The sequence below is a fragment of the Streptococcus sp. 2021WUSS126 genome, assembly GCF_044427255.1.
GTDB classification, from domain to species: Bacteria; Bacillota; Bacilli; order Lactobacillales; family Streptococcaceae; genus Streptococcus; species Streptococcus hashimotonensis.
Genome location: NZ_JAOTGI010000019.1, coordinates 13,820 through 36,863, shown reverse-complemented (window position 1 = coordinate 36,863; position 23,044 = coordinate 13,820). Strand labels below are relative to the sequence as shown.

Here is a 23,044-nt window from a genome sequence, read left to right as displayed (position 1 = left end):
GACTCAGTAGTTAAGTGACGATAGCCTAGGAGATACACCTGTACCCATGCCGAACACAGTAGTTAAGCCCTAGAACGCCTGAAGTAGTTGGGGGTTGCCCCCTGTTAGATACGGTAGTCGCTTAGCAAGTTGGAGAGAGATCTCCATTTGGGAGTTTAGCTCAGCTGGGAGAGCATCTGCCTTACAAGCAGAGGGTCAGCGGTTCGATCCCGTTAACTCCCATATAAGCGGGTGTAGTTTAGTGGTAAAACTACAGCCTTCCAAGCTGTTGTCGCGAGTTCGATTCTCGTCACCCGCTTTGAACATAGTTCATACCCAAACTTGGTTTGGGCGCGTAGCTCAGATGGTTAGAGCGCACGCCTGATAAGCGTGAGGTCGGTGGTTCGATTCCACTCGTGCCCATTATATGGTCCGTTGGTCAAGGGGTTAAGACACCGCCTTTTCACGGCGGTAACACGGGTTCGAATCCCGTACGGACTATATTTGGAGGATTACCCAAGTCCGGCTGAAGGGAACGGTCTTGAAAACCGTCAGGCGTGTAAAAGCGTGCGTGGGTTCGAATCCCACATCCTCCTTACTACTATCGCGGGATGGAGCAGCTAGGTAGCTCGTCGGGCTCATAACCCGAAGGTCGTAGGTTCAAATCCTGCTCCCGCAATTTCTTTAAGAATTTGGCTCGGTAGCTCAGTTGGTAGAGCAATGGATTGAAGCTCCATGTGTCGGCGGTTCGATTCCGTCTCGCGCCATTAATTTAATATTATATTTCGGAGAGATAGCGAAGAGGCTAAACGCGGCGGACTGTAAATCCGCTCCTTCGGGTTCGGGGGTTCGAATCCCTCTCTCTCCATACCTTTACGGGCATAGTTTAAAGGTAGAACTAAGGTCTCCAAAACCTTCAGTGTGGGTTCAATTCCTACTGCCCGTGTTATATGGCGGGTGTGGTGAAGTGGTTAACACATCAGATTGTGGCTCTGACATTCGGGGGTTCGATTCCCCTCACTCGCCTATTTTAATATTGGGGTATCGCCAAGCGGTAAGGCAAGGGACTTTGACTCCCTCATGCGTTGGTTCGAATCCAGCTACCCCAGTTCAACTATATGCCGGCGTGGCGGAATTGGCAGACGCGCTGGACTCAAAATCCAGTGCCCTCACGGGCGTGCCGGTTCGACCCCGGCCGCCGGTATAGTTTATGAAGAAACGTTGATTTATCAGCGTTTCTTTTTTTGCTTTGTTTGGCGGGTAGGGTGGTTTTAGGCTCAGAATATTTCTGACATTGTAGTAATGTTAGATTTGCTATAGTACTTCTACTTTAGTATGTTGATAATGGGAAAGTTGAGAAGGTGGGCTTCTGAAAATTGCTACAGTTGTTTCCTGTATTTAAGGTGTTGATTAATTTGGGCATGGAAAATAATGCTTTCAGTTTTTTCTTTGGGCTGATGACAAGTTTTCATGGGGCTGTTTGAGGATTTCTCTAAGAGGTGAAGTTTTGTCATGGGGGTGTTCTTCTTATCTCTTATTGACTTGGAAAAGTATGTGAAAAATTTAGGTCTTTTTTTGACAAAATAAATGAAAATATTGCACAAAATACTTGACAAATCGCTTGTTATACTAGTATAACAAGGCTTGACTTTACAGCCAAGCCTTTCCTAATTGCTAAAAAAGGAGATTCAATTGATGGGCAAGAAACTGATAAAGAGCACAGCTATTGGAGTAGCGTCTCTTAGCTCATTTGTAATTGCAAATGGTGTGCATGCTGAAGAAACTGTAAATTCCCCTACAAGCCCTGTAGAGAGCCCCGAGGTGTCTCTGACAGCTAGTGTAGGTATTGAGACGGTATCAGGTGTTATCGTGACCAATGGTACTGCTGTTGTAACAGAAACACCGACTGAAGCAACGGTTAATCAGGCGGCTAGCATTAAGACTGCTGCTGACCAGGCTGTAATTGATCAGACTGCTGTGGTGGTGGATGCGAGTGTTGCTGAAGAAAACGCCGCAAACGTGGTTGAAAGGGCCACTGGAGTGGTTGCAGAGGCTGAAAGAAACAAGGCCGAAGCGACTGATGAGAACATTGCGAAAGCTGAAAGCAAGGCTACTCAAACCGCTGAAAATACAGCTGAAGCACAAGCAAAAGCCGATGATGCACAAGCTAAAGTAAATAGTGACCAAGCGGCCAGTGACGCTCAAGAGACTGTTGTGGACAATGCTCAAACAGCTGTGGATAATGCACAAGCAGTTCTAGATGGCACAGGTAAAGAGACAATTATCGCAGAACGTGACGATGCTGCAAGTGACCTTGAAGTTGCTAAAGCAGATGAAACTAAGGCACAAAGCGACCTCGCAACTGCACAAGCAGCGGATGCTAAGAAAGCAAGTGACTTGGCAACTGCTAAAGAAACTGAAGCTACTCAATCAGCAACAGCTGATAAGACTGCAAGTGACCTTGCACAAGCTCAAGCAGATGCTACAAAAGCGGCGGCTGACTTGGTAAATGCCAATACGGCGGTTGATAAGGCCCAAAAGGCACTAGACGGTACTGGTGCGGCTACAATCATTGCAGAGCGTGATGATGCACAAGCAGACCTTACACAAGCTCAAGCAGACGAAAACAAGGCAAAAACTGACTTTGCAACTGCCCAAGCTACGGATGCTAAAAAGGCCAGCGAAATTGCAAGCCTTACTGAAACACAAACGCAACAACAAGCGACTGCTAACCAAACAGCGGCAGCTCTTGCACAAGCACAGGCTGATGCGAAAACTAAAGCAGACGCAAAAACAGCTGCCGACAACAAAGTGGCAGAATTGACAGCTAACATCGCAGCTTTTGATAACTTAACAACACCAAAACTGTCACAAGATGTTATCAATGCTTATAAGGCATTTGTGAAGGATAAGTCTCAAAGTAATAAAGATGCCTTGTTTGATGCTATTAACAACTGGTATACTACCGATTTAGTTAGCCATAATCAAACAATGGTAACTCCTGTTGACACAACTGTGGTTGACCCTTCAAACTTAACAGAAGAGCAAGTAACAGCATTATCACAATACTATGTCTACATTGAAAATGCTGTGCGTAAACAAATTTGGGGAACAAGCATTCAAGATGTCGTTGTTACAACCGATGCCGTACAAGCTGCAATGCAAATTGCTAAAAACTATGCTGCAGAAAATAAAAATTCCAGTGGACATAGTTATACAGCATTAAGGAATGATGGTAATGATAATGTAAGATATAACTCGGAGGGAATTGGTTATATCTCCACTAAAACTACCACCATGACGGAACTATATCAACAAATTCTAACGATGTCAATTAATACGTGGGGTACAGATTATAATGATAATTATGGTCACCTTACAAATGAGTATTGGCACCAACCACTATATGCAACTAATGCTACAAAAATTAGCGGAGCTTTTGTTACAAGTGTAACACCTGGTGGATTTGGACGTGCTCATAGCCTTCAATTTACCGATAAGGGTGGCAACACTATCGCATCACCATACGACACAACAGCCCTCAAGGCTGAGTTGGCAACTGCTAAGACAGTACAAGCTCAAGCGACACAAGCTGACAAGCAAGCACAAGCAACCCTTGCTAGTGCAACGACTGCTAACAACCAAGCTCAATCAGCTTTACAAACAACTACGGCTCAATTGACTGCTTTGAAAGCTACTGCTGACCAAACACCAGCCGCCCAAGCTACATTGACAAGTGCAATCACTGTGCGTAAAGCCGCAGAAGCGCGCCTTGCTGCTGCTCAACAAGCCGTTGACAACCTCAACGCTGACGTAGCAACCAAGACGAAAGCCCTTGAAGATGCGAAATCGGTTCAAGCAAAAGCTGTCACAGCAGACACAAGTGTCAAAGCAACTCTTGCTCAGGCAAGAACTACAAATGACAAGGCTCAATCTGCACTTGCTGCAACTCGTGCAACCATTGCAAACCTTGAAGCAATCGCTGACCAAACACCAGCCGCCCAGGCTACCTTGACAAGTGCAACCGTTGCTCGTCAAGCTGCTGAAACTCGTTTGACTAAGGCTCAACAAGCTGTTGACAACCTCAACGCTGACGTGGCAACCAAGACTAAAGCTCTTGAAGATGCGAAAAGTCAATTGACTACTGAAGAAGCAAAATTGGCTCAACTGAAAGAAGCTAAGTCTACAAGCGAAGTCGTTCTTGCAGAAGCTCAATCGAAAGTAGAGGCATTGAAGGCTGAAGAAGCTAAGATTGCAGATGAAATCGCTGTATTGAAATCGCAACTTGCTGAACAAGTGGCTAAGCTTACAGCACTCAAAAATGCGGACCAAGTCCTTGCAGACGCTCAAGCGGAGCTTGCAAAAGCTATCGAGGCTCACACTGCTGCTAAAGCAACCCTTGACGCTGAAATCGATAAGTTGGACCAATTCTTGAAGAACCAACGTGATGCTAAAGCTCAATATGAGGCTGTGAAGGAGGCTTATACCCAAGCACAGATTGTGGCTCAGAGACAAGCTATCAATGATGCAGGCGGTCAACCGATTGCTATCACAGATAAAGTTGGTAAGATTGTGGGCTACTTTGATGGCAACCAAACTGCAGGTACTAAGCTACAGCCAATCACTTATAGCAGAGTTGAAAAGTATAGACAGCTGCCACAAACGGGCTCACAAGAAAGCCTTTTGGTATTGTTAGGCTATACGGCCCTTGCTGGTCTTGGACTAGGTTATGCAAAAAAACGGAGAAGAGGATAGGAAAGAATGGCAGAACAACAAAATATAAACCAATTTGGTCGCGAGGAACTCATTGATATTTTGCAGTATTTGTATGTGCAGATTGATGAATTCTTTACTATTAAGAATAAAATGTCTTCTATTGTTGAACAGACTATTAGTACACGTGTTAAACAGGTTACAACAGCTAAGTATAATCGGAATGGAAATATTGGTGGTATCATTTTTGCCCTGATGGGAGTGGTTGAACTCGGCAACGGCTTTTTCAACGCTCTTTTCATGATGGGGGTGATGTATCTATTTGGGCAGGCTACAGTCCGTCTCTTTATGTGGCTTATGGCTAGACCGACTAATAAAAAACATTCGGCTTTCGGTCTCAATTATACTGTAAATGTACTTAGTAAGAAACAACTTGAGAAGGTTACTCAAGAAGCAACTGTTGAAGCGGAACATTCTCAAGAATATCAATCGCTCCTTGCAGATAAGTTAGCATTGGAAAGCAACCAGACACTTCTTTATTTCTTATCTCTGATTCCTGATAATTTTGCAAATTTGACAGATTTTGCGGGTATGTTGGTCTTGTTGCAGGATTTCCGTGCAACGAATTTCCAAGAAGCTGCTAACCTTTGGCGGACAGAACAGCATCAACAATCTGTGATGAATCAACAGAAAAAAATGGCGGAACAATTGGCGCGGAGTAATGCTCAAATTTCACAACTGCGTGATCAGGCAGAACGACTTCGTAAAGGGCAGGCTCATTTGGAAGATGCTGCGGCAAGGGCAACTATCCAGAATGCGCGAGCTAATGAAAAATTAGCTAACATGGAGCGTTACGGCGTCCATGCAACTATTCGCTGATTCAAATGAACTGGAGAAGTCCTGGCTTGTAGGAGAAAGATGAAAAAGAAATTATTAAGAGTAGGTTTTGTAGCCTTGTCAGTTTTGGTGTTAACGGCTTGTCAGGTGGGAACGAAAGAATATCTATCGGTTTCTTTTAAAAGAAGATGCTTTTGTCAAAACTTCAACAGATTTCTATGTTTACAATTTCTCTAAATTGATTATTGACAAGGATGGTATTGTTACACTAGAAGCACCGAGTGAAGTAGATAAAGATAAAATGGTTAAGCTATCTGCTCAGTCGGATCATTTTTATCGTGATAGTATCGATGATGTCTATGCAAGCTTGACTAATCTCGAGTATAGGGATGTTACAACAGAGGCGGAATCTGCTATTAACAGGTAGTAAGAATAGTTTGAAATGAAGAAACACTGAGAAATTGGTGTTTCTTTTTTATTAAGAAGGCTTATGAGTTGCTATGGATAGATCTACTCTTTTTCAGTAAATTTTCCTTGTTTTTTTGTTTTCTATGTGGTATACTTAACAAGTTAATTAAAAGGTTAAGGGGATGCCTATGAATCGTATTGCATTAGAAATTGAGAAGTACCTGCACGAGATTGTTTTGAGTTCGGAGAATCAATTGGAGATTTTGGTTGGTTCTTGTCAAAGCACGGTGAAGTTGACGAATACGCAGGAGCATATTTTGATGCTTATTGAAAAGGCTGCATATACTAATACTGAGATTGCTAAGGAGTTGAATGTTAGTCAGGCTGCGATCACGAAGGCTACAAAGTCATTAGTTGCTCAGGGGTTACTGGTGGCGGTTAGAGATGATAAGGATGCTCGTATTGTTCGCTTTAGTTTGACTGAGGCTGCTAAGCCTATTGCTGCAGAGCATGCTCATCATCACGCGCATACCTTGGAAGCTTATGAGGAGCTTTTGGAAAATTATAGTCTCGAAGAGCAGGAGTCAATTGCTCGATTCTTAAGTGAGTTAGTGGAGAAGATTAGAAAATAAATGAGATATATTACTGTGGAAGACTTGTCGTTTTACTACGACAAAGAACCGGTTTTAGAACATATTCATTATTATCTTGATAGTGGGGAATTTGTGACTTTGACTGGTGAGAATGGCGCAGCCAAGACAACCCTCATTAAGGCGACTTTGGGGATATTGAAGCCCAAACAGGGGAGGGTTTCTATTGCTGAGAAGAGTATAAAAGGTAAGAAGTTGAGAATGGCCTATTTACCTCAGCAAATTGCAAGTTTTAATGCTGGTTTTCCGAGCACGGTTTACGAATTTGTAAAATCAGGGCGTTATCCTCGACAAGGTTGGTTTCGTCGTTTGACAGCCCATGATGAGGAACATGTTCGGATTAGTTTGGAATCAGTTGGAATGTGGGAACATCGGGATAAGCGCTTAGGTGCTTTGAGTGGTGGGCAGAAGCAACGCGCGGTTATTGCGCGTATGTTTGCTTCGGATCCGGATATTTTTATTCTGGATGAACCGACAACAGGGATGGATGCAGGGACCAAGGATGCTTTTTACCAGCTCATGCATCATTCGGCTAAGAAGCATGGAAAGTCGGTTCTGATGATAACTCATGATCCTGATGAGCTGAATAGGTATGCTGATCGAAACATTCACTTGGTTCGTGATCAGCAGTCTCCTTGGCGTTGTTTCAATGTTCATGAAGCGGATGAGGAGGTTGCCGATGTTTGATCTATCTGTATTTCATTATGACTTTATGCAGCGTGCTTTCCTGGCAATCATTGCGATGAGTCTGTTCTCGCCTATTTTGGGGGTCTTTTTGATACTCAGACGACAGAGTTTGATGTCGGATACTCTTAGTCATGTTTCGTTGGCGGGGGTTGCATTTGGTTTGGTATTGGGGATTTCACCAACGCTTTCGACTGTACTTGTCGTTATTGTGGCAGCTGTATTTTTAGAGTATTTGCGGACAATTTACAAGAATTTTATGGAAATTGGGACGGCTATCCTCATGTCGACTGGTTTGGCTATTTCGCTTATTGTCATGAATAAATCTGGTGGGAAATCAGGGCTTAGCCTGGAACAATATCTGTTTGGCTCGATTGTGACGATTAGTCAGGAGCAGGTAATTGCTTTGTTTACGATTGCTGTGATTGTCATTGTGCTGACATTGTTGTTTTTACGTCCGATGTATATTCTTACCTTTGATGAGGATACGGCATTTGTAGATGGGTTGCCTGTGCGAGCTATGTCCATTGCCTTCAATGTGGTGACTGGTGTTGCCATTGCCCTAATGATTCCTGCGGCAGGTGCTTTGCTGGTTTCAACAATTATGGTTTTGCCTGCTTCTATTGCATTGCGACTTGGTAAGAGTTTTAAAGCTGTTATCTTTACTGGGATGGGCATTGGCTTTTTTGGAATGGTCATGGGGTTGTTGACTTCTTACTATGCAGAAACCCCAGCGAGTGCAAGTATTACCTTGATTTTCATTAGTATTTTCTTACTGGTGAATGTTGTTCAAAAATTTAAAAAATAAGGAGTTAAGATGAAAAAAGTTGGTTTATTATTCTTGTCTGTCTCAACTTTGCTTTTAGGGGCTTGTGGCAATAGCACAGCTTCTGAAGATGGGAAGTTGAATATTGTAACGACCTTTTATCCTGTTTATGAGTTCACCAAGCAGGTAGCAGGTGATGAGGCAAATGTTGATCTGTTGGTTAAGGCTGGGACAGAGGTTCATGGTTATGAGCCGTCAGCTAAAGATATTGCTCGTATCCAAGAGGCAGATGCTTTTGTTTATGAAAATGAAAATATGGAAACATGGGTTCATGATGTTGAAAAATCACTTGATACAACAAAGGTTAATGTGATTAGTGCGACGGAAGGGATGCTTTTGTTACCAGGTAGTGAAGAAGGTGAGGATCACGACCATAGTGAGGAGGGGCATAGCCATGCTTATGATCCGCATGTATGGTTGTCTCCTGAGCGTGCCATCACACTTGTAGAAAATATTCGTGATAGTTTGGTAGCTAAATACCCAGAAAAGAAAGATGTTTTTGAAACAAATGCGGCAGCCTATATTGAGAAATTAGATGCTTTAGATATGAAGTATTCTGAAACATTATCTGCTGCGAAACAGAAATACTTTGTTACACAACATACTGCATTTGCATATTTGGCTTTGGACTATGGTTTGAAACAAGTTTCTATTACAGGTGTTGCTGCAGATGAGGATCCGACTCCATCACGTCTAGCGGAATTGACAGAGTATATCAATAAATATGGTATTAAGTATATCTATTTTGAAGAAAATGCGTCAAAATCTGTTGCAGAAACACTTGCTAAAGAGACTGGGGTTCAGTTGGATGTTCTTAATCCTCTTGAAAGTTTGACGGATGAGGATATGAAAAATGGTAAGGATTATATTTCTGTTATGGAAGATAATCTGACTGCCCTTGAAAAAACAACTTCCCAAGAAGGTTCTGAAATTTTGCCAGAAGAAGGTGCTGAGACTGCGCAAACTGTTTATAATGGTTATTTTGAAGATAGTGCCGTAAAAGATCGTACTCTTTCAGATTATGCAGGTGAGTGGCAATCTGTTTATCCATACTTGCTTGATGGTACACTAGATCAGGTCTGGGATTACAAGGCTAAGATCAAAGGTGGTATGACAGCTGAAGAGTACAAGGCTTATTACGATACAGGCTACAAAACAGATGTTGATCAAATTAACATTACAGATAATACCATGGAATTTGTAGTGGGAGATAAGAAAGAAAAATTCACATATAAGTATGTGGGTTATAAGATTTTGACCTACAAAAAAGGAAATCGTGGTGTTCGTTTCTTGTTTGAAGCAACGGATGCAAATGCTGGTAACTATAAGTATGTTCAATTTAGCGACCACAATATTGCCCCTGTTAAAACAGGTCACTTCCATATCTATTTTGGTGGAGAGAGCCAAGAAAAACTCTTGGAAGAGTTGGAAAACTGGCCGACATACTACCCTGTTGGTTTGACTGGTTTGGAAATTGGTCAGGAAATGCTGGCTCACTAAGAATAATGAGAAGACTGGGCAAGATGTTCAGTCTTTCTTCTTGACAATTTTTGACTACAAATGTAAACTAAAGTTAGAAAATGATTGTTGGGAGGTGAATGTGTGGAGCAGACAATTTCTGCTGCGGAGTGGCAGGTCATGCGGGTCTTGTGGGCCCAGCCTGGTGCGACTTCTCAGGAAATTATTCAGGCCTTGCAGGAAGGCTTTGATTGGCAGGCGACGACCATTAAGACACTTTTAGGGCGGCTGCGGAAGAAAAACTATTTGAGAATGGCTAAGGAAACTAGCAAATACCACTATTATCCGCTGATCAGTGAAGAAGAACATTTGCAGGGGCAGGTGGAACTCTTACTAGCTACCATATGTTCCACAAAACAGGGGCAACTGGTTGAAAAACTGCTAGACACAGGGGCATTTTCCAAAAAAAGCCTAGAGAATCTGGCCAGCAAAATCTCGCAGTTACAAAGGACTGCACCCGAGCAAATCGCTTGTCGGTGCTTGGCGGGGCAATGTACCTGCGGGCATCATCATACTCTTCGAAAATCAACCTCAGACGTTGTTGACTTGACTTGATGAGTGTAAAGCTCCGGTGGAGCTTTACAGCCTGCTACCTGAAAATGCGAAAGTAGTAGGGGTCTATCTGCTCTTGGAGAAACGAAGACGTTCGCCCAATTTCCAACCTCCAAAGGTTCCCCGAACCTTTGAAGCTAGTCTGAATCTGATTTTCATTGAGTATAAAAAAGGAGAAAGAATATGAAGCAAACTTTGAAATTGAAAAACTTATCGTGCCAAAACTGTGTTAAACACGTGACCAATCACCTCTTGGACTTGGACGGGGTGGAAGAGGTGAACATCCAGCTGGATCAGCAGTTGGCGGAGGTGGAAACCTCTGTGGCCTATGACTTGGAACAGTACCAAGAGGTGCTGGAAGATACTATCTATGAAGTGGAAGAATTGATATAAGTGAAAAAGCAGCCGTCGGGCTGCTCTTTATAATGCTTTGAGAAAGTGAGTCAGATCCAGTTGCACTTGTGCAAGTGAAATTTGGTCCCAGAAGCCGTCTGATTGAAAGCGTGGAATCAGGTGGACATGGAAATGGGTGCCTGCATCAAACAAGCGGTCGTTGCAGGCTATGGTCACGCCGTCAATTGCCAATGCTTGACAGAGTTTTTCAGTCAAAAAGACTTCTAGGTCTGACAGTTCATAGCGAACAGCAGGAGGGATTTGGTGGAGCGTGTCATAGTGTTCCTTGCTGATAATCAGCAGATGCCCTGTTTGGACAGGGTCAATGTCCCAGACGACCTTGAAATGCTCCGTCTGGTAGAGAATGTCATTTTCATTGAGTTGGTGACAAAAAATACAGGTCATGTCATTTCTCCTAGGTTAGCAGAAAAGGAAATCACATAGGATTTCCTTGAAAAATATTAATAAGTCAAAACAGAATATTTTTTCTTCCCACGACGGATAACGGTCAACTCGCCGTCGATTTTGTCGCTGTCAGAAAGAGTATAGTCCAAATCCTGCACACGCTCACCGTTGACATAGATGGCACCATTTGCTACGTCTTCACGAGCCTGGCGTTTTGAGTTGACAATACCAGAGGTAACCAAGAGTTCAACGATGTTGAGGTTGTCTTCAGCCTGGACAGCGTAGTTTGGAACGTTGCTGAGGCCCTGTTTGAGTTCTTTTGCGGATAGGTTTTTGATGTTGCCAGCGAATAATTGCTCGGTGATGTTAAGGGCTTGTTTGTAAGCTTCTTCACCGTGAACCAATGTCACGACTTCCTTAGCCAAAATCTTCTGAGCTAGGCGTTCATGACGGGCAGCGTCAAATTTTTCTTCAATCTCAGCAATCTCATCAAGTGACAAGAAAGTAAAGATTTTCAAGAAACGAACGGCATCGTCGTCCATGACATTGAGCCAGAATTGGTACATTTCATACGGTGAAGTCTTGTCGGCATCGAGCCAAACAGCGTTGCCTTCTGACTTACCAAACTTCTTACCTGTTGAGTCGGTAATGAGAGGAACAGTCATCACGTGACCAGACTTGTCAGCCTTGCGACGAAGCAATTCAGTACCTGCTGTCATATTGCCCCACTGGTCAGAACCGCCGATTTGAAGGGTCACATTGTGCTTGTCATTGAGCTCGTAGAAGTCATAACCCTGCATGATTTGGTAAGCAAACTCGGTGTAGGAAATCCCTGTTTCAATCCGTTTTTTCACAGAGTCCTTGCTCATCATGTAGTTGACCGTGTAGTATTTACCAACATCACGGAGGAAGTCGATAAAGCTGATGTCTGAGAACCAGTCGTAGTTGTTGACCATTTCGGCCTTGTTGTCACCATTTTCAAAATCCAAGAAGCGAGAGAGTTGACCTTGGATTTTTGTTACCCAACCGTCTACGGTATCTTTGGTTTGCAAGCTGCGCTCCGCATCCTTGAAGGAAGGGTCGCCAATCAGACCAGTAGCTCCACCAACTAGAGCGTAAGGTTTGTGCCCTGCTAATTGCAAGTGACGGCAGACGAGGATTGGTACCAAATGCCCCAAATGCAGGCTGTCGGCAGTTGGGTCGTAGCCAGAATAATAGGATACTTGCCCTTCTGTTAATGCTTTTACTAGGGCTTCTTCATCAGTCGTTTGAAAGACCAAGCCACGTGCTTTTAGTTCTTCAAAAATGTTCATGCGTTTCTCCTTCAACAAGATGCTTTGGTTTTTGAGTTTTTTACAAGCTAAAACCGCATCTCACCATTAAAAAATTCTCTCCTATTATACCATGAAATTGCGGAAAATAAACAAAATTTGGTATAATGGAACGATAAGGAGTTAATATGGCGACTAAATCAGATAAGCAAGATTTTAAAAAGAAAATCAGTGCCCTAGGCTTAGGGGATGTAGTGGGAGTTTTCCTTCGGACGCTGAAATTATTATTCAATTCAGTAGCAGTCTTGGTCTTCCTATTCGGTCTTTTTGGTGCGGGTATAGGAATTGGTTTCGTGGTTAGTCTTTTCGATGACGTTAAGATTCCCAAAACAGAGGAACTGGTAGCGAAGGTTTCAGAAGTTAGTCGGATTTCCACCGTTACCTATTCGGATGGTAGCTTGGTGTCGGAAGTTAATTCAGATTTGCTTCGTGTACCCATTACTTCGGAAGAGGTCTCTAATTATCTAAAACAGGCTGTAATTGCGACAGAGGATGAAACATTTGGAACCCACAATGGGGTTGTGCCTAAGGCTGTTTTGCGTGCGGCACTGGGATCAGTTGGTCTAGGCTCATCTAGTGGTGGTTCAACCTTGACGCAGCAATTGATAAAACAGCAACTTGTCGGAGATGCTCCAACCTTTACGCGTAAGGCTAATGAGATTGTTTCGGCTTTGGCATTAGAGCGGAATATGACCAAGGAAGAGATTTTAACCATTTACCTAAATGTTTCTCCATTTGGTCGAAATAATCAGGGACGAAATATTGCAGGGGTAGAAGCTGCGGCTCAGGGAATTTTTGGTAAACCAGCGAAAGACTTGACTGTTCCGCAGGCTGCTTTTATTGCAGGCTTACCGCAAAGTCCGATTGTTTATTCTCCCTATGCATCAGATGGAACACGTAAATCAGATGAAGATATGGTTTACGGTATTGAACGCTATCAAGATGTTCTCTTTAATATGTATCGGGCGTCATTCTTGACCAAGGAAGAATACGAAACCTATAAAGCCTACGATATTAAACAAGATTTTATTGCTCCAGCTCCTGTAATGGCGGATACGAAAGATTATCTCTATTACAAGGTCATGGAAGAAGCGCAGGAGGTTATGTTTGATTACCTGGTGAAACGTGACAAGGTTTCTAAAAATGACTTGAAAAATGATGAAACAAAGGCATCCTATGAGGAGTTGGCCAAGCAAGAATTGAGCCAAGGTGGCTACACGATTAAGAGTACCGTTGATCAAAAAATCTATGCGGCAATGCAGTCTGTTGTGGCAAATTATGGATCTGTTTTGGATGATGGAAACGAATATGTTGAGACAGGTAGTGTGTTAATTGATAATGCCACAGGAGCCATTTTAGGATTTGTGGGAGGTCGCGATTATGCAACCAACCAAAATAACCATGCCTTTGATACTCTTCGTTCGCCAGCGTCAACCATCAAGCCTCTGTTAGCTTACGGTATTGCGATTGATCAAGGTTTGATAGGTTCTGCCAGCATCCTTTCAGATTATCCAACGAACTTTTCAAGTGGACAACCGATTATGTATGGTTCAGGACGTGGTACTGGTATGATGAACTTACAGACGGCTATTGACCGTTCTGTTAACATTCCTGCTTTTTGGACCTATAAGATGATGAGAAATGCAGGTGTAGATGCCAAAGCGTACATGGATAAAATGAATTATCATATTCCTATGTACGATATTGAAAGTGTACCGTTGGGCGGTGGTGTTGAAATTTCAGTATTGACAAATACAAATGCCTATCAAACTTTGGCAAATGGTGGTGTTTATAACAAACATTACATTGTTGAAAGCATTACTGCCTCTGATGGAACAGTAGTGTATCAGCATGAAGCTGCTCCGGTTCAGGTCTATTCTAAAGCAACTGCAAGTATCATGAACCAGCTTTTGAGACAGGTTGTCAACTCTGGGTATACTACGACGTTCAAGAGTCGATTGAGTGGTTTAAACCCACAGGCAGCATCGTCTGATTTCGTCGGTAAGACGGGAACAAGTAATGAAGTCAATGACGTGTGGCTCATGCTATCAACCCCTAGAGTAACTTTAGGTACCTGGGCTGGGAATGATGATAACTCAGAAATGTATGTCTGGACTGGCTACCACAATAATTCACAATATGTGGCCCATATGGTTGATGCTCTTTACAATGTTAATGCGGATATGTTCGCAGGAAAATTTGAGTTAGACAGTAGTGTTATTGCTTCTAGCGTCGTTGCTTCTACAGGTCAACGTGCAGGGACGACACAGGTAAATGGGCGCCAAGTAACAGTTGGCGGTGCGATGACAACTAGTTATTGGGCTAAAAATGGTGCACCAGTAACGAGCTATAACTTCATGGTTGGGGGGACAGATAGTGACCGAGCACAGGCTTGGAATACAATTATCGGCTCGCAAACACCAACATCAAGTAGCTCAACCCAACGAAGCAGTTCGACTCGGACTAGCACGAGTTCTTCAGCTAATAACACGAACCAATCATCAGAAACGCAAACAGCAACTAGTGAGCAAGCGAATAATGATTCACCTTGATTTTTCCTAGTACTTGTGCTATAATAGTGTAAATTATTTGTCGTGTGTCTTGTTTGAAATATTGTCCAAACAAGGCTTGCAGCAGTTAAATCAAACTTTTTCAAAGGAAGATTTAGCTGCTCTTTTTGTGTCTATGAGGAATTTTTTTGAGAATTGTTACCTATTCTTAAAGATTCTAAAAATTCTAACAAAAGGCAAATGTGTTTGATTTTGCAGAAAAATCAATAGAAAAATAGAGGAGAATTAACTTGGCAGGACATGAAGTTCAGTACGGTAAGCACCGTACCCGTCGTAGTTTTTCAAGAATCAAGGAAGTTCTTGATTTACCAAATTTGATTGAAATCCAAACGGACTCTTTCCAAGACTTTTTAGATTATGGTTTGAAAGAAGTCTTTGAAGATGTACTTCCAGTTTCAAACTTTACGGATACCATGGAATTGGAATTCGTTGGTTATGAATTGAAAGAACCTAAATATACATTGGAAGAGGCGCGTGCGCATGATGCGAACTACTCAGCTCCAATTTATGTAACTTTCCGTCTGGTGAATAAAGAAACTGGCGAGATCAAGACGCAAGAAGTCTTCTTCGGTGAGTTTCCAATCATGACTGAAATGGGTACCTTCATCATCAACGGTGCAGAGCGTATCATCGTTTCTCAGTTGGTTCGTTCACCAGGTGTCTACTTCAATGATAAAGTAGATAAGAACGGTAAAGTAGGTTATGGTTCAACGGTTATCCCTAACCGTGGAGCTTGGTTGGAATTGGAAACAGACTCAAAAGACATTGCCTACACTCGTATTGACCGTACGCGTAAGATTCCGTTCACAACGCTTGTTCGTGCGCTTGGTTTCTCAGGCGATGATGAAATCTTTGACATCTTCGGTGATAGCGAATTGGTTCGCAATACCATCGAAAAAGATATTCATAAAAACCCAGCAGATTCTCGTACAGATGAAGCACTTAAGGAAATCTATGAGCGCCTTCGTCCAGGTGAACCAAAGACAGCTGAAAGCTCTCGTAGCCTTTTGACAGCTCGTTTCTTTGACCCACGTCGTTACGACTTGGCACCTGTTGGTCGTTATAAAATTAATAAAAAACTCAACCTCCGTACTCGTTTGCTCAACCAAACACTTGCTGAGCATGTGATTAACGGTGAGACAGGCGAAATCGTCTTGGAAGCTGGTACTGTATTGAGTCGTGATGTGCTTGAAAAAGTAGAAGCACAATTCGATGAGCTCAACTTGGTAGAATATATTCCAAATGACAACGCTGTTCTTCTTGAGCCAGTTCTTTTGCAGAAATTCAAGATTGTAGCTCCTAAGGATCCAGAACGTGTTGTGACGGTGATTGGTAATGCTAATCCAGCAGAAAACGTACGTACAGTAACACCTGCGGACATCTTGGCTGAAATGAGCTACTTCCTCAACTTGGCTGAGGGTCTTGGTCGTGTAGATGATATTGACCACTTGGGTAACCGTCGTATTCGTGCCGTTGGTGAATTGCTTGCTAACCAAGTACGTATCGGTTTGACTCGTATGGAACGTAACTTGCGTGAGCGTATGTCTGTTCAAGACAATGAAGTATTGACGCCACAACAAATCATCAATATCCGTCCTGTTACAGCCGCAATCAAAGAATTCTTTGGTTCATCTCAGTTGTCACAGTTCATGGACCAACACAACCCACTTTCTGAGTTGTCTCACAAACGCCGTTTGTCAGCCTTGGGACCTGGTGGTTTGACTCGTGACCGTGCTGGTTATGAGGTTCGAGACGTTCACTACACTCACTATGGTCGTATGTGTCCGATTGAAACGCCTGAGGGACCTAACATCGGTTTGATCAACAACTTGTCATCTTATGGTCACCTCAACAAGTATGGTTTCATCCAAACACCATACCGCAAGATTGACCGTGCAACTGGTACAGTAACGAACGAAATCGTTTGGTTGACAGCGGACGAAGAAGATGCCTACATCGTAGCACAATCAACATCTCCACTTGATGAAAACAACCGTTTCGTTGATAAGATTGTTATGGGACGTCACCAAGGTAACAACCAAGAGTTCCCAGCAGATTCAGCAGATTTCATGGACGTTTCTCCTAAGCAGGTAGTTGCCGTTGCGACAGCATGTATTCCTTTCTTGGAAAACGATGACTCCAACCGTGCCCTCATGGGTGCCAACATGCAACGTCAGGCTGTTCCATTGATTGATCCAAAAGCACCTTACGTTGGTACTGGTATGGAATACCAGGCTGCCCACGACTCAGGTGCAGCAATCATCGCTCAACACGATGGTAAAGTTGTTTATGCAGATGCGGACAAGGTAGAAGTGCGTCGTGAAGACGGCTCGCTTGATGTCTACCACATTTCTAAATTCCGTCGTTCAAACTCTGGTACAGCCTACAACCAACGTACCCTTGTAAAATTGGGTGACATCGTAGAAAAAGGCGACTTCATCGCAGATGGACCTTCTATGGAAAATGGGGAAATGGCTCTTGGTCAAAACCCTATCGTTGCCTACATGACTTGGGAAGGTTACAACTTCGAGGACGCGGTTATCATGTCTGAACGCCTTGTGAAAGACGATGTCTATACATCTGTTCACTTGGAAGAATACGAATCAGAAACACGCGATACCAAGTTAGGCCCTGAAGAAATCACTCGCGAAATTCCAAACGTTGGTGAAGATGCTCTTCGCAACTTGGATGAAATGGGTATTATCCGTATTGGTGCCGAAGTTAAAGAGGGCGACATTCTTGTTGGTAAAGTCACACCAAAAGGTGAAAAAGATCTTTCTGCTGAAGAGCGCCTCTTGCACGCTATCTTCGGTGACAAGTCACGTGAAGTACGTGATACTTCTCTTCGTGTACCTCACGGTGCCGATGGTGTCGTTCGTGATGTGAAAATCTTTACTCGTGCCAACGGTGATGAATTGCAATCAGGTGTTAACATGTTGGTTCGTGTTTACATCGCTCAAAAACGTAAGATCAAGGTCGGAGATAAGATGGCCGGTCGTCACGGTAACAAGGGTGTCGTTTCACGTATTGTACCTGTTGAGGATATGCCATATCTTCCAGACGGAACACCAGTTGACATCATGTTGAACCCACTCGGGGTGCCATCACGTATGAACATCGGTCAGGTTATGGAACTTCACTTGGGTATGGCGGCTCGCAACTTGGGCATTCATATCGCAACACCAGTTTTCGATGGTGCAAGTTCAGAAGACCTCTGGTCAACTGTTAAAGAAGCAGGTATGGATTCAGATGCCAAAACCATTCTTTACGATGGCCGTACAGGTGAGCCATTTGACAACCGTGTATCTGTCGGTGTCATGTACATGATCAAGCTTCACCACATGGTTGATGATAAACTTCACGCCCGCTCAGTCGGACCATACTCACTCGTTACCCAACAGCCACTCGGAGGTAAGGCTCAGTTTGGTGGTCAGCGTTTCGGTGAGATGGAGGTTTGGGCCCTTGAAGCCTACGGCGCTTCTAACGTCCTTCAAGAAATCTTGACCTACAAGTCAGATGATGTGACAGGCCGTCTTAAAGCCTATGAAGCCATCACCAAAGGTAAACCAATTCCAAAACCAGGTGTTCCAGAATCATTCCGCGTTCTTGTCAAAGAATTGCAATCACTTGGTTTGGATATGCGTGTCCTTGATGAAGACAACAATGAAGTAGAATTGCGTGACCTTGATGAAGGTGAAGATGATGACATCATCCACGTAGATGATCTTGAAAAAGCACGTGCAAAAGCCGCAGCTGATGCAGCCGCAGCCTTTGCAGCAGAAGAAGCAGAAGGCAAAGAATAATGAGAATGGATGGAACAAGTTGGTCCAAATCTCAGAACTGAAAGAGACAAGGACCAACGGTCTTCCACCGTCTGATTTATAGAGGAATAGCTTACCAGCTATCCATTCTGCTGATTATTGTTCAAGAATTTGAGGTCTGGGAATCCAGCCTCTCACAAGAAAAGAAAGGGATTATTAGTGGTTGACGTAAATCGATTTAAAAGTATGCAAATCACGTTAGCTTCACCAAGTAAGGTTCGTTCATGGTCTTACGGTGAGGTTAAAAAACCTGAAACAATCAACTATCGGACACTTAAACCAGAACGTGATGGACTCTTTGACGAAGTCATCTTTGGTCCAACAAAAGACTGGGAGTGTTCATGTGGTAAATACAAACGTATCCGTTATAAAGGGATTACTTGTGACCGCTGTGGTGTTGAAGTAACTCGTGCAAAAGTACGTCGTGAACGTATGGGACACATTGAGTTGAAAGCACCAATTTCACACATTTGGTATTTCAAAGGGATTCCAAGTCGTATGGGCTTGACCTTGGATATGAGCCCACGTGCCTTGGAAGAAGTTATCTACTTCGCAGCTTACGTGGTGATCGATCCAAAAGATACACCGCTTGAGCACAAGTCAATCATGACTGAGCGCGAATACCGTGAGCGTTTGCGTGAATATGGTTATGGTTCATTCGTTGCCAAAATGGGTGCAGAAGCCATCCAGGACCTCTTGAAACAAGTTGATCTTCCAAAAGAAATCGCAGCCTTGAAAGAAGAATTGAAAACAGCTTCTGGTCAGAAACGCATTAAAGCAGTGCGTCGCTTGGATGTATTGGATGCCTTCTATAAATCTGGTAACAAGCCTGAGTGGATGATTCTCAACATCCTTCCAGTTATTCCACCAGATTTGCGTCCGATGGTTCAGTTGGATGGTGGTCGTTTTGCCGCATCTGACTTGAACGAACTCTACCGCCGTGTTATCAACCGTAACAACCGTTTGGCTCGTCTCTTGGAACTTAACGCTCCAGGAATTATCGTACAAAACGAAAAACGTATGCTCCAAGAAGCTGTGGATGCTTTGATTGACAACGGTCGCCGTGGTCGTCCAATCACAGGACCAGGTAGCCGTCCACTTAAATCACTCAGCCACATGCTTAAAGGTAAGCAAGGACGTTTCCGTCAAAACTTGCTTGGTAAGCGTGTTGACTTCTCAGGACGTTCCGTTATCGCCGTTGGTCCAACGCTGAAAATGTACCAATGTGGTGTGCCACGTGAAATGGCAATCGAGCTCTTCAAACCGTTTGTTATGCGCGAAATCGTTGCCCGTGATATTGCTGGTAACGTAAAAGCTGCAAAACGTTTGATTGAACGTGGGGATGATCGTATCTGGGATATTTTGGAAGAAGTGATCAAAGAACACCCAGTTCTTTTGAACCGCGCACCTACCCTTCACCGTTTGGGTATCCAGGCTTTTGAGCCAGTTCTGATCGATGGTAAAGCCCTTCGTTTGCACCCGCTTGTCTGTGAAGCCTACAACGCCGACTTTGACGGTGACCAGATGGCGATTCACGTTCCATTGTCAGAAGAAGCGCAAGCAGAAGCACGTATCCTTATGCTTGCGGCAGAACACATCCTTAACCCTAAAGATGGTAAACCAGTCGTAACACCATCTCAGGATATGGTTTTGGGTAACTACTACCTGACCATGGAAGATGCTGGTCGTGAAGGTGAAGGTATGGTCTTCAAGGATGCGGATGAGGCTGTTATGGCTTACCGCAACGGCTATGTTCACTTGCATACCCGTGTTGGTATTGCAACAGATAGCCTTGATAAACCTTGGAAAGACAACCAAAAACACAAGGTCATGATGACAACTGTCGGAAAAATCTTGTTCAACGCGATTATGCCAGAAGGTCTTCCATACTTGCAAGAGCCAAACAATGCTAACTTGACAGAAGGAACCCCTGATAAATACTTCTTGGAACCAGGTTCAGACATCAAGGCTGCTATTGCAGAATTGCCAATCAACCCACCATTCAAGAAGAAAAATCTTGGTAACATCATCGCTGAAATCTTCAAGCGTTTCCGTACAACTGAAACATCAGCCCTGCTTGACCGTTTGAAAGACTTGGGTTATTATCACTCAACACTCGCTGGTTTGACTGTGGGTATTGCGGATATTCCGGTCATCGACAACAAGGCTGAAATCATTGAAGAATCTCACGAACGTGTAGAACAAATCAAGAAACAATTCCGTCGTGGTATGATTACTGACGATGAGCGTTATGCAGCTGTTACAGATGAATGGCGTTCAGCTAAGGAAAAATTGGAAAAACGTCTGGTTGAAAAACAAGATCCGAAGAACCCAATCGTTATGATGATGGACTCCGGTGCCCGTGGTAACATTTCCAACTTCTCCCAGTTGGCCGGTATGCGTGGTCTGATGTCAGCTCCGAACGGACGTATCATGGAATTGCCTATCTTGTCTAACTTCCGTGAAGGTCTTTCTGTATTGGAAATGTTCTTCTCAACTCACGGTGCCCGTAAGGGTATGACGGATACGGCCTTGAAGACAGCCGACTCAGGTTACTTAACTCGTCGTTTGGTTGACGTTGCCCAAGACGTTATTATCCGTGAAGACGACTGTGGAACAGACCGTGGTCTTGACATCCGTTCAATCACAGATGGCAAGGAAATGATTGAGCCACTTGAAGAGCGTTTGCAAGGTCGTTACACTAAGAAAACTGTTAAACATCCTGAAACAGGAGCCGTTATCATTGGTCCAAACCAATTGATTACTGAAGATATTGCCCGTGAAATTGTCAATGCAGGTGTTGAACAAGTAACCATCCGTAGCGTATTTACATGTAACACTCGTCACGGTGTCTGCCGTCATTGTTACGGTATCAACTTGGCAACAGGTGATGCGGTTGAAGTGGGTGAAGCAGTCGGTACGATTGCAGCTCAATCTATCGGTGAACCTGGTACACAGCTTACGATGCGTACCTTCCACACGGGTGGTGTAGCCTCAAACAGCGATATTACGCAGGGTCTTCCTCGTGTCCAAGAGATCTTTGAAGCCCGTAATCCGAAAGGGGAAGCGGTTATCACTGAGGTTAAAGGTGAAGTTATCGCTATTGAAGAAGATGCTTCTACTCGTACCAAGAAAGTCTTTGTTAAAGGTAAAACTGGCGAAGGCGAATATGTGGTTCCATTTACAGCTCGTATGAAGGTTGAAGTTGGTGACCAAGTTGCACGTGGAGCAGCCCTTACCGAAGGTTCTATCCAACCAAAACGCTTGCTTGAAGTTCGTGATGTCTTGGCGGTTGAAACTTACCTTCTTTCTGAAGTTCAAAAAGTTTACCGTAGCCAGGGTGTAGAAATCGGCGACAAGCACATCGAGGTAATGGTTCGCCAAATGCTTCGTAAAGTTCGTGTTATGGATCCAGGAGATACAGATCTTCTCATGGGTACCCTCATGGATATTACCGACTTTACAGATGCCAATGCGGAAGTGGTTATTGCAGGTGGTATTCCGGCAACAGCTCGTCCAGTTCTTATGGGTATCACAAAAGCGTCCCTTGAAACCAACTCATTCTTGTCTGCCGCATCCTTCCAAGAAACAACTCGCGTTCTTACAGATGCAGCCATTCGTGGTAAACGCGATAACCTTCTCGGTCTTAAAGAGAATGTTATTATCGGTAAGATTATCCCAGCAGGTACAGGTATGGCCCGCTACCGTAATCTAGAACCACAAGCCATCAATGAAGTTGAAATCATTGAAGACACAGTAGCTGAAGAACTTGCAGCAGAAGCAGAACTTGCTGCAGTAACTGAGTAAATTAAGATGGCACATCTCTCTTTGAGGGATGTGCTTTTTGATATTCGGAAAGAAACATATATATGACTTGATAAGGAATTAACAAGCAGAATGTTTTCTTAAATCATACAATTTCGATATAATGTGTACGAAAAAGGAAGTAATATTATGTATCAAGTTATTAAAATGTATGGAGATTTTGAACCTTGGTGGTTCTTAGATGGTTGGGAAGAGGATGTTACCAGTAGGGCTGCTTTTGATCGCTATGAGGATGCACTGAATGCTTTTCAAAAAGAGTGGGTACGGCTATCAGAGGATTTTCCAATGAAGAAAAGTAAGAATGGAACGATGGTGGCTTTTTGGGATGAATCAGACCAGCATTGGTGTGAGGAATGCGATGAATATTTGCAGCGGTATCATTCGCTGATGTTGGTAGAAGCGAGAGAAAATTTACCTGCAGGGTTTGCTACTAAACCGGTACAACAACCGCGAGTTCGCCCTTGCAAGCTAAGACAAGGAAAATGTGTCAACTATGATTCATAAAAATAAAAGGATTGCCCTAGTGAGCAAT

The 23,044-nt window shown here is 43.5% G+C and carries 15 protein-coding genes, 12 tRNA genes and 1 rRNA gene; 26 read left to right on the top strand and 2 right to left on the bottom strand.

Annotation, left to right across the window (positions count from 1 at the left end; genetic code table 11):
- Window positions 1-10 precede the first annotated feature (10 nt).
- From rrf to ODU39_RS07810, 22 genes are all read left to right on the top strand, one after another.
- Window positions 11-126: ribosomal RNA gene (rrf, locus tag ODU39_RS07915) — 5S ribosomal RNA — on the top strand.
- Between the two features lie 23 nt (window positions 127-149).
- Window positions 150-222 (top strand) — tRNA-Val (locus ODU39_RS07910).
- Window positions 223-227: 5 nt separating this feature from the next.
- Window positions 228-298: transfer RNA gene (locus ODU39_RS07905), tRNA-Gly, on the top strand.
- 30 nt (window positions 299-328) lie between these two features.
- Window positions 329-402: transfer RNA gene (locus ODU39_RS07900), tRNA-Ile, on the top strand.
- A 6-nt stretch (window positions 403-408) separates the two neighbouring features.
- Window positions 409-480: transfer RNA gene (locus ODU39_RS07895), tRNA-Glu, on the top strand.
- 5 nt (window positions 481-485) lie between these two features.
- Window positions 486-575 (top strand) — tRNA-Ser (locus ODU39_RS07890).
- A 9-nt stretch (window positions 576-584) separates the two neighbouring features.
- Window positions 585-658: transfer RNA gene (locus tag ODU39_RS07885), tRNA-Met, on the top strand.
- A gap of 15 nt (window positions 659-673) precedes the next feature.
- A tRNA-Phe gene (locus ODU39_RS07880) sits at window positions 674-746 on the top strand.
- Window positions 747-766: 20 nt separating this feature from the next.
- A tRNA-Tyr gene (locus ODU39_RS07875) sits at window positions 767-847 on the top strand.
- A gap of 7 nt (window positions 848-854) precedes the next feature.
- A tRNA-Trp gene (locus ODU39_RS07870) sits at window positions 855-925 on the top strand.
- A gap of 7 nt (window positions 926-932) precedes the next feature.
- A tRNA-His gene (locus tag ODU39_RS07865) sits at window positions 933-1,005 on the top strand.
- A gap of 11 nt (window positions 1,006-1,016) precedes the next feature.
- Window positions 1,017-1,088, top strand: a tRNA-Gln gene (locus tag ODU39_RS07860).
- Window positions 1,089-1,099: 11 nt separating this feature from the next.
- Window positions 1,100-1,183, top strand: a tRNA-Leu gene (locus ODU39_RS07855).
- Window positions 1,184-1,674: 491 nt separating this feature from the next.
- Window positions 1,675-4,734, top strand: a complete 3,060-nt coding sequence (locus ODU39_RS07850; RefSeq protein WP_398579836.1) for an SEC10/PgrA surface exclusion domain-containing protein — start codon at window positions 1,675-1,677, stop codon at window positions 4,732-4,734.
- A gap of 6 nt (window positions 4,735-4,740) precedes the next feature.
- Window positions 4,741-5,571, top strand: coding sequence for a hypothetical protein (locus ODU39_RS07845; protein WP_398579835.1), 831 nt, complete (start codon window positions 4,741-4,743; stop codon window positions 5,569-5,571).
- A gap of 196 nt (window positions 5,572-5,767) precedes the next feature.
- Window positions 5,768-5,956 (top strand): hypothetical protein, encoded by a 189-nt coding sequence (locus ODU39_RS07840; protein ID WP_044761752.1) that lies wholly within the window; start codon window positions 5,768-5,770, stop codon window positions 5,954-5,956.
- Between the two features lie 169 nt (window positions 5,957-6,125).
- Window positions 6,126-6,569: a zinc-dependent MarR family transcriptional regulator gene (locus ODU39_RS07835; protein WP_012774904.1), complete on the top strand. Its 444-nt coding sequence runs from the start codon at window positions 6,126-6,128 to the stop codon at window positions 6,567-6,569.
- Window positions 6,570-7,274 (top strand): metal ABC transporter ATP-binding protein, encoded by a 705-nt coding sequence (locus ODU39_RS07830; RefSeq protein WP_024404806.1) that lies wholly within the window; start codon window positions 6,570-6,572, stop codon window positions 7,272-7,274.
- Window positions 7,267-8,079, top strand: a complete 813-nt coding sequence (locus tag ODU39_RS07825) for a metal ABC transporter permease (protein ID WP_002936593.1) — start codon at window positions 7,267-7,269, stop codon at window positions 8,077-8,079. The genes ODU39_RS07830 and ODU39_RS07825 overlap by 8 nt, the downstream gene beginning before the upstream one ends.
- 9 nt (window positions 8,080-8,088) lie before the next feature.
- The gene (locus tag ODU39_RS07820; RefSeq protein WP_398579834.1) at window positions 8,089-9,597 is read left to right on the top strand and encodes a zinc ABC transporter substrate-binding protein AdcA; all 1,509 of its coding nucleotides are present in this window, start codon (window positions 8,089-8,091) and stop codon (window positions 9,595-9,597) included.
- 102 nt (window positions 9,598-9,699) lie between these two features.
- The gene (locus tag ODU39_RS07815) at window positions 9,700-10,170 is read left to right on the top strand and encodes a CopY/TcrY family copper transport repressor (RefSeq protein WP_172013627.1); all 471 of its coding nucleotides are present in this window, start codon (window positions 9,700-9,702) and stop codon (window positions 10,168-10,170) included.
- A 180-nt stretch (window positions 10,171-10,350) separates the two neighbouring features.
- The gene (locus ODU39_RS07810; RefSeq protein ID WP_105121963.1) at window positions 10,351-10,560 is read left to right on the top strand and encodes a heavy-metal-associated domain-containing protein; all 210 of its coding nucleotides are present in this window, start codon (window positions 10,351-10,353) and stop codon (window positions 10,558-10,560) included.
- Between the two features lie 27 nt (window positions 10,561-10,587).
- On the opposite strand, the gene ODU39_RS07805 is transcribed toward ODU39_RS07810, so the two are convergent.
- Both ODU39_RS07805 and tyrS read right to left on the bottom strand, forming a co-directional pair.
- Entirely contained in the window at window positions 10,588-10,965 is a 378-nt protein-coding gene (locus ODU39_RS07805) for an HIT family protein (RefSeq protein WP_398579833.1), read from the bottom strand.
- Window positions 10,966-11,021: 56 nt separating this feature from the next.
- Complete coding sequence (gene tyrS, locus ODU39_RS07800) at window positions 11,022-12,278, bottom strand: tyrosine--tRNA ligase (RefSeq protein ID WP_029172114.1); 1,257 nt, start codon at window positions 12,276-12,278, stop codon at window positions 11,022-11,024.
- A gap of 146 nt (window positions 12,279-12,424) precedes the next feature.
- On the opposite strand from tyrS, the gene pbp1b reads away from it, so the two are divergent.
- From pbp1b to ODU39_RS07780, 4 genes are all read left to right on the top strand, one after another.
- Window positions 12,425-14,848: a penicillin-binding protein PBP1B gene (gene pbp1b / locus ODU39_RS07795; protein ID WP_398579832.1), complete on the top strand. Its 2,424-nt coding sequence runs from the start codon at window positions 12,425-12,427 to the stop codon at window positions 14,846-14,848.
- A 248-nt stretch (window positions 14,849-15,096) separates the two neighbouring features.
- Complete coding sequence (rpoB, locus tag ODU39_RS07790) at window positions 15,097-18,669, top strand: DNA-directed RNA polymerase subunit beta (RefSeq protein ID WP_002936570.1); 3,573 nt, start codon at window positions 15,097-15,099, stop codon at window positions 18,667-18,669.
- Window positions 18,670-18,846: 177 nt separating this feature from the next.
- Window positions 18,847-22,494 carry a DNA-directed RNA polymerase subunit beta' gene (gene rpoC, locus ODU39_RS07785; protein WP_044683538.1) on the top strand — a complete coding sequence of 1,216 codons (3,648 nt, stop codon included), beginning with the start codon at window positions 18,847-18,849 and terminating at the stop codon, window positions 22,492-22,494.
- A 147-nt stretch (window positions 22,495-22,641) separates the two neighbouring features.
- Window positions 22,642-23,016 (top strand): DUF1033 family protein, encoded by a 375-nt coding sequence (locus tag ODU39_RS07780; RefSeq protein ID WP_024385120.1) that lies wholly within the window; start codon window positions 22,642-22,644, stop codon window positions 23,014-23,016.
- Window positions 23,017-23,044: the final 28 nt, after the last annotated feature.